General features: G+C 53.6%; 12 protein-coding genes. 8 read left to right on the top strand and 4 right to left on the bottom strand.

The window, feature by feature from the left end; translation table 11 throughout:
• The first annotated feature begins 52 nt into the window (after positions 1 to 52).
• Genes rho through CLV87_RS08925 form a run of 6 tightly spaced genes read left to right on the top strand, consistent with a single transcriptional unit; the run spans position 53 to position 6,824 of the window.
• Positions 53 to 1,324 carry a transcription termination factor Rho gene (rho, locus tag CLV87_RS08950; RefSeq protein WP_099241821.1) on the top strand — a complete coding sequence of 424 codons (1,272 nt, stop codon included), beginning with the start codon at positions 53 to 55 and terminating at the stop codon, positions 1,322 to 1,324.
• 7 nt (positions 1,325 to 1,331) lie between these two features.
• On the top strand, positions 1,332 to 2,615 hold the full coding sequence (gene mnmE, locus CLV87_RS08945; protein WP_099241823.1) for a tRNA uridine-5-carboxymethylaminomethyl(34) synthesis GTPase MnmE: 1,284 nt from the start codon (positions 1,332 to 1,334) through the stop codon (positions 2,613 to 2,615).
• A 3-nt stretch (positions 2,616 to 2,618) separates the two neighbouring features.
• Positions 2,619 to 4,496 (top strand): tRNA uridine-5-carboxymethylaminomethyl(34) synthesis enzyme MnmG, encoded by a 1,878-nt coding sequence (gene mnmG / locus CLV87_RS08940; RefSeq protein ID WP_099241825.1) that lies wholly within the window; start codon positions 2,619 to 2,621, stop codon positions 4,494 to 4,496.
• The gene (gene rsmG, locus CLV87_RS08935; RefSeq protein WP_099241827.1) at positions 4,496 to 5,113 is read left to right on the top strand and encodes a 16S rRNA (guanine(527)-N(7))-methyltransferase RsmG; all 618 of its coding nucleotides are present in this window, start codon (positions 4,496 to 4,498) and stop codon (positions 5,111 to 5,113) included. Before mnmG ends, rsmG begins: the two co-directional genes overlap by 1 nt.
• The gene (locus CLV87_RS08930) at positions 5,106 to 5,915 is read left to right on the top strand and encodes a ParA family protein (RefSeq protein WP_099244547.1); all 810 of its coding nucleotides are present in this window, start codon (positions 5,106 to 5,108) and stop codon (positions 5,913 to 5,915) included. Before rsmG ends, CLV87_RS08930 begins: the two co-directional genes overlap by 8 nt.
• Positions 5,916 to 5,927: 12 nt before the next feature.
• A complete protein-coding gene (locus CLV87_RS08925; protein WP_099241829.1) occupies positions 5,928 to 6,824 on the top strand; it encodes a ParB/RepB/Spo0J family partition protein in 897 nt (298 codons plus the stop codon).
• Positions 6,825 to 6,836: 12 nt separating this feature from the next.
• Here the strand turns inward: CLV87_RS08925 and hemW are convergent, their stop codons facing one another.
• Genes hemW through rph form a run of 3 tightly spaced genes read right to left on the bottom strand, consistent with a single transcriptional unit; the run spans position 6,837 to position 9,311 of the window.
• Complete coding sequence (gene hemW, locus CLV87_RS08920; RefSeq protein WP_235871879.1) at positions 6,837 to 7,997, bottom strand: radical SAM family heme chaperone HemW; 1,161 nt, start codon at positions 7,995 to 7,997, stop codon at positions 6,837 to 6,839.
• On the bottom strand, positions 7,990 to 8,601 hold the full coding sequence (gene rdgB / locus CLV87_RS08915) for an RdgB/HAM1 family non-canonical purine NTP pyrophosphatase (RefSeq protein ID WP_099241833.1): 612 nt from the start codon (positions 8,599 to 8,601) through the stop codon (positions 7,990 to 7,992). Before rdgB ends, hemW begins: the two co-directional genes overlap by 8 nt.
• The gene (gene rph / locus CLV87_RS08910) at positions 8,598 to 9,311 is read right to left on the bottom strand and encodes a ribonuclease PH (RefSeq protein ID WP_099241835.1); all 714 of its coding nucleotides are present in this window, start codon (positions 9,309 to 9,311) and stop codon (positions 8,598 to 8,600) included. The genes rdgB and rph overlap by 4 nt, the downstream gene beginning before the upstream one ends.
• A 103-nt stretch (positions 9,312 to 9,414) precedes the next feature.
• Here rph and hrcA point away from each other — a divergent pair, with 103 nt between their 5' ends.
• Both hrcA and CLV87_RS08900 read left to right on the top strand, forming a co-directional pair.
• A complete protein-coding gene (hrcA, locus tag CLV87_RS08905; RefSeq protein ID WP_099241837.1) occupies positions 9,415 to 10,479 on the top strand; it encodes a heat-inducible transcriptional repressor HrcA in 1,065 nt (354 codons plus the stop codon).
• A 9-nt stretch (positions 10,480 to 10,488) separates the two neighbouring features.
• Positions 10,489 to 11,052, top strand: a complete 564-nt coding sequence (locus CLV87_RS08900; protein WP_099241839.1) for a nucleotide exchange factor GrpE — start codon at positions 10,489 to 10,491, stop codon at positions 11,050 to 11,052.
• A gap of 49 nt (positions 11,053 to 11,101) precedes the next feature.
• On the opposite strand, the gene mutS is transcribed toward CLV87_RS08900, so the two are convergent.
• A complete protein-coding gene (mutS, locus tag CLV87_RS08895; RefSeq protein ID WP_099244549.1) occupies positions 11,102 to 13,720 on the bottom strand; it encodes a DNA mismatch repair protein MutS in 2,619 nt (872 codons plus the stop codon).
• Positions 13,721 to 13,756 lie beyond the last annotated feature (36 nt).

Raw genomic sequence — 13,756 nt, 5'->3', positions numbered from 1 at the left:
TTCCCATGAAAAAGAGACATAAGGACCAAATTGGGTCCTGTGGATGTGTTGTATGACCCAAGAAAAACTGAATCTGGCTGATCTTAAGGCAAAGAGCCCGAAAGATCTCTTGTCCATGGCAGAAGAGCTGGAGATCGAAAACGCCTCCACGATGCGGAAGGGCGAGATGATGTTCCAGATCCTGCGGGAGCGCGCAGATGATGGTTGGGACATCTATGGCGATGGCGTGTTGGAAGTTCTGCAGGACGGGTTTGGGTTTTTGCGCTCTCCTGAGGCGAACTATTTGCCGGGTCCTGACGATATCTATGTGTCGCCGGACATGATCCGAAAGTATTCGCTGCGCACCGGGGATTCCATTGAAGGGGAAATCAAGGCACCGGACGGGGATGAACGCTATTTCGCTCTGGTGACGGTGACAAAGATCAACTTTGAAGAGCCTGAGAAGGCCCGTCACAAGATCGCTTTTGACAACCTGACGCCTCTTTACCCTGATGAGCGTCTGAAGATGGAGATCGAGGATCCGACCATCAAGGATCGCTCGGCGCGGATCATTGACCTGGTTGCACCCATCGGGAAAGGGCAGCGGAGCTTGATCGTGGCCCCGCCACGGACCGGTAAGACTGTTCTGTTGCAGAACATTGCCCACTCGATCGAGAAGAACCACCCAGAGTGCTATTTGATTGTTCTTCTGATCGATGAACGTCCGGAAGAGGTGACCGACATGCAGCGGTCTGTGAAGGGTGAAGTTGTGTCATCGACCTTTGACGAACCTGCGACCCGGCACGTTGCTGTCAGTGAAATGGTGATCGAAAAAGCCAAGCGTCTTGTTGAACATAAACGAGATGTAGTTATTCTGCTGGACTCGATCACAAGACTTGGTAGGGCGTTCAACACCACTGTGCCCTCATCTGGTAAGGTTCTGACCGGTGGTGTGGATGCAAATGCCTTGCAAAGACCAAAACGCTTCTTTGGTGCGGCGCGTAACATCGAAGAGGGTGGTTCGCTGACGATCATTGCCACGGCGCTGATCGATACCGGGTCACGCATGGATGAGGTCATCTTTGAAGAATTCAAAGGGACGGGTAACTCGGAAATTGTTCTGGACCGCAAGGTTGCTGATAAACGCGTCTTCCCTGCTCTGGATATTCTCAAGTCTGGTACGCGGAAAGAGGATCTGTTGGTCGATAAAATCGATCTTCAGAAGACCTTTGTTTTGCGTCGGATTCTGAACCCGATGGGCACCACGGATGCGATTGAATTCCTGATTTCGAAATTGAAACAGACCAAGACCAATTCCGAATTCTTTGATTCGATGAACAGTTGATGCGAAGATGGATACTATTTTTGCGCTAGCGAGCGCCCCAGGGAAAGCTGGAGTATCCGTTCTTCGTGTGTCTGGTCCTAAGGCAGCGCAATCAGCGCTGTCACTGGCCGGTATTGTCCCAGAACCTCGGGTTGCAAGTCTTCGTAAGCTTCGCGATCAAAACGGTGGGGTTTTGGATGAGGCGCTGGTCTTGTTTTTCCCTGCTGGAGCAAGTTTTACTGGCGAAGATGTTGTTGAATTTCAAACCCATGGCAGCATTTCTGTCGTCCAGGCTTTGCTGACTGAATTGCGTCAGATGGAGGGTTTCCGTCTGGCGGAAGCCGGAGAGTTTACCCGCCGCGCCATGGATAATGGTCGGATGGACTTGACCCAGGTCGAAGCACTTTCAGATTTGATCGAGGCGGAAACCGAAGCCCAGCGTCAGTTGGCGCTGAGTGTATTGTCAGGGAATTTGAGCACAAAGGTTGAGTCTTGGCGCGCCGGTTTGGTGCGTGCGGCCGCGCTCCTTGAGGCTACGATTGATTTCGCCGATGAAGACGTTCCTGTGGATGTGACTGAAGAGGTTCAGGATCTATTGCAGGCTGTTTCAGATGGAATGAATCAGGAGCTGCGCGGATTTGAAGCCTCTGAACGTGTGCGGTCCGGCTTTGAGATTGCGATTGTTGGTCCTCCAAATGCGGGGAAATCGACGCTACTGAATTACCTGGCTGGGCGAGAGGCGGCAATTACATCGGAAATTGCCGGTACGACTCGTGATGTGATCGAAGTGCGAATGAATATCGGGGGATACTCAGTTACGCTTTTGGACACGGCGGGTATTCGGCAGTCGACTGATGTTCTTGAAAAGATTGGCATTGAGAGAGCGTTGGATCGGGCACGGCAGGCGGATATTCGAATCCATCTGGTGTTAGATTTAGAAAAAACTGAGTTTGAGCCCTTGGAAGGTGACATTGTTTGCTTAGCTAAAGCAGATGTTCCTGCTGAGGGTTTTGGTGTGTCGGGTAAGACCGGGAACGGTGCGCCTGAGCTTCTGGAGCAGGTTAAACACGAGTTGTCGAATCGCGTACAAAATTCTGGGTTGATCAGTCGGGAAAGACAGAGAAATGCTTTGATGGATGGGGTGCGAGCTCTTGATCAAGCGATTATTTTGTTACCTGATGGTCCCGAATTCTATGAAGTAATCTCTGAAGAACTGCGTAGTTCGGCCCGTTGTTTGGAAGTTCTTTTGGGTCGTATTGACGTCGAGAATCTGTTAGATGAGATCTTTCTAAACTTCTGTGTTGGAAAGTGAGGAGTGTTTCACGTGAAACAATTCGACTTTGACGTGATCGTAATCGGTGGCGGACATGCTGGCACCGAAGCGTCTGTAGCCTCTGCTCGATACGGTGCGAAAACTGCTCTGATCACAATGCAAGAAGATGATCTTGGCGCGTTGTCGTGCAATCCAGCTATTGGTGGACTTGGCAAAGGTCACCTGGTTCGTGAAATTGACGCCCTAGATGGCATCATGGGTAAAATTGCAGACTATGCCGGTATCCAATTTCGCCTCCTAAATCGAAAGAAGGGCCCTGCAGTCCAGGGTCCACGGGCGCAGGCTGATCGAAAACGATACAAATCCGCCATGAAACAAGCGCTATCGCAAGTGGAAAACCTATCAATCGTCATTGGCGAAGTGGCGGATCTATCTTTAAACGCAGGGAAAATCGAAGGCGTGAAGCTTGCGGATGGTCAGACCCTTTCTTGTAGGTCTGTCATTTTGACAAGTGGTACATTCTTGAATGGTGTTATTCACATCGGGAAAGAAACCAGTCGCGGCGGGCGTATTGGTAGTCCGGCATCGATGAAACTTGCTGATCGACTAAATGACCTGAATCTGGTCCGCGGACGGCTGAAGACAGGTACACCTCCCCGTCTTAAAAAATCTTCTATCAATTGGGAGGTTCTCGAAGAACAACCTGGTGACGTGGAGCCTACTCTCTTTTCATTTCTCTCCGATGGTGTTTTCGCGCCGCAGATTTCCTGCGGAATAACGCACACGAACGACCAAACACACGATATTATTCGCGAAAACCTGGATCAATCGGCTATGTATGGTGGCCATATTGATGGTGTCGGGCCGCGGTATTGCCCTTCCATCGAGGATAAGATTGTCCGATTTTCAGAGAAGTCTTCTCATCAGATTTTCTTGGAGCCGGAGGGATTGGACTCCGACATTGTATATCCAAACGGTATTTCAACGTCATTGCCGACAGATGTGCAGCTTCGATACGTCCAGTCAATCTTTGGCTTGGAGCGTGCCGAGATCACACAACCCGGATATGCAATTGAATACGATTACATTGATCCGAGGAATTTGGCCCAAACGCTTGAGTTAAAGGATCTACCGGGTTTGTTCTTGGCTGGTCAAATCAATGGCACAACCGGGTATGAAGAGGCGGCAGCGCAGGGGTTGGTCGCGGGGTTAAATGCCGCAGCCGGGGCTTTGGAAAAAGAGACGATCACCTTCACCCGAACAAATAGCTACATCGGCGTTTTGATCGATGATTTGACAACTCGCGGAGTGTCAGAACCATACCGGATGTTTACATCTCGTGCCGAGTACCGACTGGCTCTACGCGCAGACAATGCTGATCAAAGGCTAACACCGAAAGCCATAGAAATGGGTATAGCTTCCCATAAGAGGCGGGATTCGTTTCTTTCAAAAATGGAAGACTTGTCTAGAACCAAGGAAATTTTTGGGTCTCATGTCTATTCGCCGGACGATGTGCGTAAGTTGGGACTAGATCTTAATCGTGATGGTAAGAAAAGAACGGCCTATCAGCTGCTGTCTTTCAAGGATGTGGAACCGGATTTATTCGAGACCGTTATCCCTGATTATTCAGGCTTGCCTTCTGAAAGTTTGAAGCAGTTGAAACGTGAGGCAACTTACGAATCCTACATCGAGCGTCAGAAGAAAGATATTGAAGCTCTGGAGAAGGATTCTGCCGTTAGGATCCCACCAAATTTTGATTACCAAGTACTTTCGGGCCTTTCAAATGAACTCAAAAGTAAATTGGAAGTGACCCGGCCCGACGATTTGGGGCAAGCGAGTCGTATTGAGGGGATGACTCCGGCGGCTCTTGTTCTCCTTCTTTCTAAAATTCGTCAGTTTTCTAGAATGAAGGCTGTTTGATGACACTCCGCCAGGATCCCCTAGATCATGTTTCACGTGAAACATTGGAAGCTTTAAAACAGTATGAACACCTTCTGAAAAAGTGGAATCCCAAGATTAACTTGGTTGCACCAGCTTCACTTTCCGAAACCTGGGATCGTCATATTAAAGATTCTGCTCAGATCTTTTGGCTGGCAAACCGAGAGGCCAAGGTTTGGCTAGATTTTGGGTCGGGAGCAGGGTTTCCAGGCCTTGTCTGCGCAACATTGGCAAAATACGAAAAATCCAAAACTCGGTTTGCATTGGTAGAAAGTGATTCACGAAAATGCGCATTCCTTCGCACAGTCAATCGTGAACTGAACCTGAACGTCGAAATCCACAACCAGAGGGCTGAAGTTCTAACCGGTCAAGACGCCGATATAATCTCCGCAAGGGCCCTGGCACCGTTGGACAAACTCCTCTTTTTTGCGCAAAAGCACATGAAACCAACAACACAAATGCTGTTCCCTAAAGGGCAGAATTGGGCGTCAGAAAAAAAAGCCGCCGAGGTCAACTGGCGCTTTTCATGCGTTGAACACCCGAGTATCACTTTGAAAGAAGCTGTGGTTCTTGAAATCGGAGATGTCGTCCATGCCTGACTTGTCACGTCCAAAAACTCCTCGCGTCATGGCTTTGGCAAATCAAAAAGGCGGAGTAGGAAAGACAACGACGACAATCAATTTGGCTGCAGCTCTGGCTGAAAAAGGGCTGAAAATCCTTGTCGTTGACCTCGACCCACAAGGCAATGCATCAACCGGTTTGGGCATCGAAGCGGAGCACCGTGAATTCACCACGTACGATTTTCTGTTGGATGAGAGCAAGTTGGACGACTTGATCTTGGAGACTACGGCCAAAAACGTCTCGCTCATACCCGCAACAGTGGATCTGAGTTCAGCGGATATCGAGCTCTTTGCCAATGAAAAACGCAGCTTCCTGCTACACGACGCCATCCGGCAACCAGATATGGATCAGTTTGGATTTGATTACATTTTGATCGATTGCCCACCGTCTCTCAATCTCTTGACGGTGAACGCTCTCGTGGCATCCAATAGCGTTATTGTGCCACTTCAAAGCGAATTCTTCGCTCTAGAAGGCCTTTCGCAACTCATGATGACGATTCGTGAAGTGCGTCAATCGGCCAATCCCAAACTCAGAATTGAGGGGATTGTTCTGACAATGTATGATGCGCGCAATAACCTCAGCCAACAAGTTGAGGCTGATGCCCGTGAGAACCTTGGCGATCTGGTCTTCGAATCCGTGATCCCGAGAAATGTGCGTGTCAGCGAAGCGCCGTCTTATGCGATGTCGGTCTTGAACTATGACACGGCATCGAAGGGCGCGGCGGCCTACCGGGCTTTGGCTCAGGAACTTCTCAAGAAAAACGATAAGATGGCGGCGTAAAGGACATCACCCATGGCACCTAAAAAAGATCAAAAACGTGGATTGGGTCGCGGACTCTCGGCTTTGATGGCAGATGTGACGCCAGAGCAAACACAATCCGAAGGGCCCAAGCGACCGGATTTGCTGGTACCGATTGAACGCCTGGTTCCAAATCCTGATCAGCCACGTCGCCAATTCACTGAATCTCAACTAGAGGAACTGGCAAACTCCATTCGAGCCAAAGGTGTCTTGCAGCCTTTGATCGTTCGCGTCTCGCCCAGGAACTCTGCCGAATATGAAATCGTTGCGGGTGAACGCCGTTGGCGCGCGTCTCAATTGGCGCAGCAGCATGAAGTACCCGTCATTGTCCGAGACTTTGACGATACAGAAGTCCTTGAAGTTGCGATCATTGAAAACATTCAACGCGCTGATCTGAACCCAATCGAAGAAGCGGCTGGGTATAAGCAACTGATGTTCAAGTTTGGTCATACCCAAGAAAAACTTGCTGAGGCTTTGGGCAAAAGTCGCAGTCATATCGCCAACCTGATGCGCTTGTTGAATTTGCCTGAAACCGTGCAGGACTTGGTGTCGTCCAATGCTCTCAGCGCTGGACATGCGCGTGCATTGATCACGGCACCCAATCCAGAAGAGCTGGCCAAAGAAGTTGTCGCGAAAGGGTTATCAGTCCGGGAAACCGAACGCCTGGCGAAGAACAACATCAAACCCGCCCTGTCGACCAAAGCCGCCGCTGGTAAACCGGTTCTGGAAAAGGATGCTGATACGATCGCACTAGAAGGGGATTTGTCCGCAGCACTCAGCATGAAGGTTAATATCGATCACAAGGCCGGAACAGAGGCGGGCAAGATTTCAATCTCTTACCAATCTTTGGACCAGCTCGACGCCTTGTGCCGAATTCTGAGTGCTGGCTAAGCGCTCTTACCCTTAGCTCGAACCCAGAAGTTCGACCAAAACAGAGTTCAAAAGAAGCTTGCCGCCCGGAGTCACTCCGAGGCGGCCTTTCTTTTCCCAAAGGAGATCCATATCAACAAGCTTACCAATAGTGGGGCGCAAGGTCTCAATCCCCTGCATATTGTGTAGTCTCGCTAGATCTACACCTTCCTGAATGCGCAACCCCATCATGAGATATTCCGCTGCCTGATCAGCTCCGGATAGAGCCACAGCCTGATCTGCCGCTTGTCCTTGCTCAACCTTCTGAAGCCAAGCCCCAGGCTGCAAGACTGCGTCGGTCGCGAACTTCCGACCGCTCACAGACAGCCGTCCATGCGCACCCGGGCCCACACCCGCATAATCTCCGTACCGCCAATAGATCAAATTATGCCGTGATTCCGCACTAGGTTTGGCGTGATTGGACACCTCATAGGCCGGCATTCCATGCGCCTCACAAACAGCTTGCGTCAGATCAAACATGTCCGCAGAAATATCTTCATTCGGCAAGCCACGCAGTTTTCCCGCGTTATAGCGATCTCCAAATGCGGTGCCTTGCTCGATTGTCAGCTGATAAAGAGAAAGATGATCCGCAGCGAGGGCCAGGGCCTCGGTCAGCTCTGTCTCCCAATTCGCAAGGGTTTGATCCTGGCGGGCATAGATCAGATCAAAGCTCACCCGGTCAAAGACATTCTTGGCGATATCCAATGCACGGCGGGCTTCATCAACATTATGCAGACGGCCGAGACGTTTTAGATCATCGTCGCGCAAGGACTGAACACCCAGCGAAACGCGATTGACACCTGCATCCCGAAATCCCCGAAATTTGTCCGCTTCGACAGAGCTTGGATTGGCCTCAAGAGTGATCTCGATATCATTGGCCCAAACCCATGTGTCAGAAGCCGCCTCAAGAACTGATGCAACGGTCTCAACCGCCATCAGGGATGGGGTGCCACCGCCAAAGAAGATTGAGTTCAGTACCCGACCTCGGGTTAACGCGCCAACCCGTTTGATTTCTGACGCCAGCGCTTTGGCCCAACGGGATTGATCAATCTGGCGCGAGACATGGCTGTTAAAGTCGCAATAGGGGCATTTGGCCTCGCAAAACGGCCAGTGCACATAAAGGCCAAACCCCCCCAATTGCCAATCTTCAACCAAAGCAACCTGCCACGAATTTTTTGAAGGCATCTGCACGGTGGCTGATCTGGTTTTTCTTTTCCGATGTCATCTCGGCAAAGGTGATGTCATAGCCTTCGGGCACAAAGATCGGGTCGTAACCGTGACCATTCTCGCCCCGCATCGGCCAGATGACTCGACCTTCCATAACGCCGGGAAACACAACATCTTCGCCATCCGGCCAGGCCAGAACCAAGGTGCAGCAAAACCGGGCCGTCCAAGGTTCCGCCGCATCGCGTTCCAGCAGCATGTCATGGCTCTTGGTCATGGCCATGACAAAGTCACGACCCGACTCCGTCTCAGCCCAATCCGCCGTATAGATGCCGGGCTGTTTATCCAGCGCGTCAATCTCGATCCCGGAATCGTCGGACAGGGCAGGGAGCCCGGTTGCCTTGGCCGCAGCATGCGCCTTGATCCGGGCGTTTTCGACAAAGCTGGTTCCGTCCTCGACGGGCTCTGGCAGACCCATTTCCTTGGCACCGACAACGGTCACGCCGAATGGCTGCAACAATGCAGTCATCTCGTCCAATTTGCCTTGGTTATGGGTGGCGACCAAAAGACGGTCGCCCTCAAACTTTCGGCTCATGCAACCGCCGCCTGTTGCAGGGCGATCAGCTCGCCAACGCCTTTATCGGCTAGGTCCATCAACTGACCCATCTGATCACGCGAGAATGTCGCGCCTTCAGCTGACATTTGCACTTCGATCAATTGACCGTCGCCGCGCAGGATAAAGTTGCCATCAACACCGGCTTCGCTGTCTTCCGGGTAATCCAGGTCCAGCACAGGCTGGCCCGCATAGATCCCGCAGCTTACAGCTGCCACAGGTGAAATCAGCGGATCGGTGACGATATCACCGGCTTTCATCAGCTTGTTCACCGCGAGGCGCAGTGCAACCCAACCGCCAGTGATCGAGGCACAACGGGTACCGCCATCGGCCTGGATCACGTCACAATCGACGGTGATCTGACGTTCGCCCAGGGCCACACGATCCACGCCAGCGCGCAGGGAACGACCGATCAAGCGCTGGATCTCAACCGTACGGCCGCCCTGCTTGCCGGCTTGAGCTTCGCGGCGCATCCGGGTCGAGGTCGAGCGTGGCAGCATGCCATATTCGGCCGTGACCCAGCCAAGGCCGGACCCCTTGATAAAGGGCGGAACGCGCGCCTCAAGCGACGCGGTACACAGAACATGGGTGTCGCCCATACGGATCATGCAGGATCCTTCGGCGTGTTTTGTCACGTCTGTTTCGATTGAAACGGCGCGCATTTCGTTTAATTCTCTTCCCGACGGTCTCATGGCGATCCTCTTGGCTATTTGGGGCAGGGATAGACGCGCTTGCCCCACAGGTGCAACCCCGTACCCGCAGCCTTTCAGGATCAGACTGCAAGAAGAGGCGCTGATGAGCGAAACAAACGAAATCCTGTCCGAAATGAACGATCGCTCGCGCGAGGTGTTCCGGTTGGTTGTCGAATCCTACCTAGAAAATGGTGGACCGGTCGGATCACGCACCTTGACCCGCGCTTTGTCGGAAAAGGTCTCGGCCGCGACGATCCGCAATGTGATGCAGGATCTCGAATTCCTAGGTCTGCTCGACAGCCCGCACGTGTCTGCAGGCCGAATACCAACGCAGCAGGGGTTGCGGATGTTTGTCGATGGGTTGCTTGAGGTGCGCGACCTCGACAATGATGACCGTCAGATGCTCGACGCGACCGTTGGCAACAACGCGTCAGATGTTGGCGGCTTGCTGGATCAGGTCGGCGCGGCCCTGTCCGGCGTGACGCATGGCGCCTCTCTCGTCCTGACGCCAAAACAAGAGGCCCCGCTCAAACATATCGAATTTGTCAGCCTGGCGCAGGACCGCGCCCTGGTCGTCATTGTCTTTGCCGATGGTCAGGTCGAAAACCGCCTCTTCACCCCGCCACCCGGACAAACCCCAAGCTCGATGCGCGAAGCGGCGAATTTTGTGAATTCCTGGATCGAAGGTCGTACCCTGTCCGAGCTTGGCAAAATCATGCAGGATGAAATCACCCGTCGTCGACAGGAACTGGATGCCAAGGCGGCGCAGCTGGTCGAATCAGGCATCGCCGTCTGGGAAAGCCCGGACGACAAATCTGGTCGCCTGATCGTGCGGGGGCGGTCGAATCTCTTGGGTGATGACGCCGCCGAAGAAGAGCTGGACCTGATCAAACACCTCTTTGACGACCTTGAACGCAAGCAAGATATCGCTGAATTTCTGGAACTGACCGAACAAGGCGAGGGTGTGCGCATTTTTATTGGCTCAGAGAACAAACTTTTCTCACTTTCGGGTTCCTCTTTGGTGGTGTCTCCCTATATGAACGCTGATCGAAAGATCATCGGCGCGGTGGGCGTGATCGGCCCGACGCGTCTCAACTATGGCCGCATCGTTCCAATTGTGGATTACACGGCGCAGCTGGTCGGTAAGCTGATTACCGACCGCAGTTAGAGGTAGAGAATGGCTGATCAGAACAACGAAGATTTCCTCGACGATATCGACGAGGCCGAAGCTCAGGAAACTGCGTTCGAGACCGAAGAGATTGACGAGGTCGCGATGGCAGTCGAGCAGGTGGTTGCCGAGCGTGATGAATACAAAGACCGTTTCATGCGGGCCTTGGCGGATGCGGAAAACGCGCGCAAACGCGCGGACAAAGATCGCCGCGAAGCCAACATGTATGGCGGCACCCGTATCGCGCGCGACCTGTTGCCGGTCTATGACAACCTGAACCGCGCCCTGACAGCTGCCAAAGAGGCCGAGGGCGAGGCATCAGCGGCTTTGGTCGAAGGTGTGGAACTTACACTCAAAGAGTTGCTGAACGTGTTTGAGCGTCACGGCGTTCAGCGCATCACGCCAGAGGTTGGTGATCGCTTTGATCCACAGCAGCACGAGGCCATGTTCGAAGCGCCGCTGCCAGGCACCACAGCGGGTGACATCATTCAGGTCTCCGCCGAGGGCTTTATGCTGCATGACCGCCTTCTGCGCGCCGCGCAGGTTGGCGTAAGCTCGATGCCCGCAAGCTGAGCCTGCGAAATGCCGTAGGGTGGGGTTAAACCCCACCTTACCTCATTCCTCACTTCTTCAACAAAGCCTTGAGATCATAGATGGCCTGCAACGCATCGCGGGGGGTCATTTCATCCGGCAACAGGTCTGCAACCCGGTCCTCGATCTCCGACGGCCCAGATTGAACCGGTTTCGGCTCTGGTTGCGCAGCAACAGCGAACAAGGGCAGATCGTCAATCAGCGCCTTGGGCGACGTACGGCCACGTTCCCCTTCTTCCAAAGCTTCCAACACGGTTCTTGCTCGTTTGATCACCGCCGTAGGTAATCCGGCCAATTGCGCGACCTGTACGCCATAGGAGCGATCCGCCGCGCCATCCCGGACTTCGTGCAGAAAGATCACTTCGCCTTCCCATTCCTTGACCGCGACGGTGGCGTTTTTGACCCCTGGCAGCTTGCCCGCCAAGGCGGTCATTTCGTGATAATGCGTGGCAAACAGGCCCCTTACGCGGTTTTCTTCATGCAGATGTTCAAGAGTGGCCCAGGCAATTGACAAACCATCATAGGTCGCCGTACCGCGCCCGATCTCGTCCAAGATAACCAGGGCGCGTTCATCCGCCTGATTGAGGATCGCCGCGGTTTCCACCATCTCAACCATAAAGGTTGACCGCCCGCGGGCCAGATCATCCGATGCGCCAACGCGCGAGAATACTTGACTAACGATGCCAATGTGTGCCGACCGGGCGGGGACATAGCTGCCCATCTGCGCGAGAATCGCGATAAGTGCGTTCTGGCGCAGATAGGTCGATTTACCCGCCATGTTCGGGCCGGTCAGCAAAGTCACTGATGCTTTGTCACCCTCGGCATTCAAGGCGCAATCATTGGCGATGAAAACCTCGCCGGATGATTTGAGTGCCGCCTCAACAACCGGATGGCGCCCGGCCTCGATCTCAAAGGCGCGGCTGTCGTCCACCTTTGGCATGCACCAATCCCGTTGGCGGGCGAGTTCTGCCAATCCAAGCGAAAGATCAAACTCTGCCAAGGCAAAGGCCATCTCGGATAGGGCAGGGGCCTGATCCAGAATTGCGCCTTTCAGGCTTTCATAGAGACGCTTTTCAATGGCCAACGCCTCGGCCCCGGCGTTCAGGATACGCGTCTCCAGCTCCGTCAGTTCAACGGTTGTGAAACGCACCTGGTTGGCGGTTGTCTGACGGTGGATAAAGGTTTCGGACAACGGCGCGGACAGCATTTTTTCGGCGTGGGTGGCCGTCGTCTCAACAAAATACCCCAAGACGTTGTTATGTTTGATTTTTAGTGATGTGACACCCGTCAGGTCCGAATACTTTGATTGCAGACCGGCAATCACCCCGCGCCCTTCGTCTCGCAATTGCCGTGCTTCATCCAAGTCTGGGTTAAAACCGGGCGCGATAAACCCGCCATCCCGCGCCAAAAGCGGGGGTTCGGCTATCAAAGACTCCTCAAGCTGATCCAACAGGGGGTCTTGTCCGCGCAACGCCTCAAGGCTTGTTTGTAGCAATTCGGGCAAGTCGACAGCTTCAAGGCGATCCGAAATAGCCTCAGCCTGAGCAATCCCGTTTCGAATATTGGCCAAATCGCGTGGGCCGCCACGATCCAGGGCCAATCGAGACAGAGCGCGATCAAGATCGGGAACTTGGCGCAATGTGTCTCTAACACTGTCGGTTACACCAGATTCCAGACCCCAACGCACAGCCTCAAGGCGCCCATGGATCACGGGGATCTCACGCGATGGAGACGAAACGCGGCGTTCCAGCAGGCGCGCGCCAGCGGCGGTGACGGTCATGTCGATTACGGACAACAGGGAGTCCGCCTTGCCGCCCTGCATGCTCCGGGTCAGTTCCAAATTGCGCCGGGTGGCGGCGTCAATCGACATCAACCGCGACACGGCCTCTTGGCGTGGGGCGCGCAGCATCGGCATACGGCCCTTTTGCGTGATGTCGAGATAATCGGCCAGCGCACCCATCGCGCTAAGCTCGGCACGGGTGAAATTGCCGAAACCGGCCAGAGTAGAGACTGAAAAGATCCCACACAACCGGGTTTCCGCTGCCGTGCTATCAAAGGAAGCATTGCCAAGGATGCTGGTTTCAACGCCAATTTCTACCAGAACCTCGCGCAGCTCTTCATCCACGCCTTCCGAAATCAACAACTCGGACGGCCCCAGGCGCGCCAATTCGGCCCCGATCCGGGCTTGACCAACAGGCATCACGTGAAACGCACCGGTCGAGATATCGGCCCAAGACAGGGCAAATTCGTCTCTAACCTTGCCCAAAGCGGCAAGAAAATTGTGGTGACGGGCTTGTAGTAGCGAGTCTTCGGTCAACGTTCCCGGCGTGACCAGGCGCACAACCTCGCGACGCACCACCGCCTTGTACCCGCGTTTCTTGGCCTCATCAGGGGTTTCCATCTGTTCGCCAACGGCAACACGGAACCCTTTGCGGATCAGGGTGAGGAAATACCCTTCGGCCGCGTGGTGAGGAACGCCGCACATGGCGATGTCCTCGCCATTGTGTTTTCCACGTTTGGTCAAAGCGATGTCGAGCGCCTCAGAGGCCGCCACGGCATCGTCAAAGAACAATTCGTAAAAATCACCCATGCGATAGAATAACAAAGCGTCGGGATGCTGTGCTTTGATTTCCAAATATTGCGCCATCATGGGCGTTACGGTATTTTTATTGCCTTTGTTAGCGCT

This window comes from Pelagimonas phthalicica (assembly GCF_004364805.1).
GTDB classification, from domain to species: Bacteria; Pseudomonadota; Alphaproteobacteria; order Rhodobacterales; family Rhodobacteraceae; genus Pelagimonas; species Pelagimonas phthalicica.
This window is presented reverse-complemented; position numbering and strand designations above follow the sequence as displayed.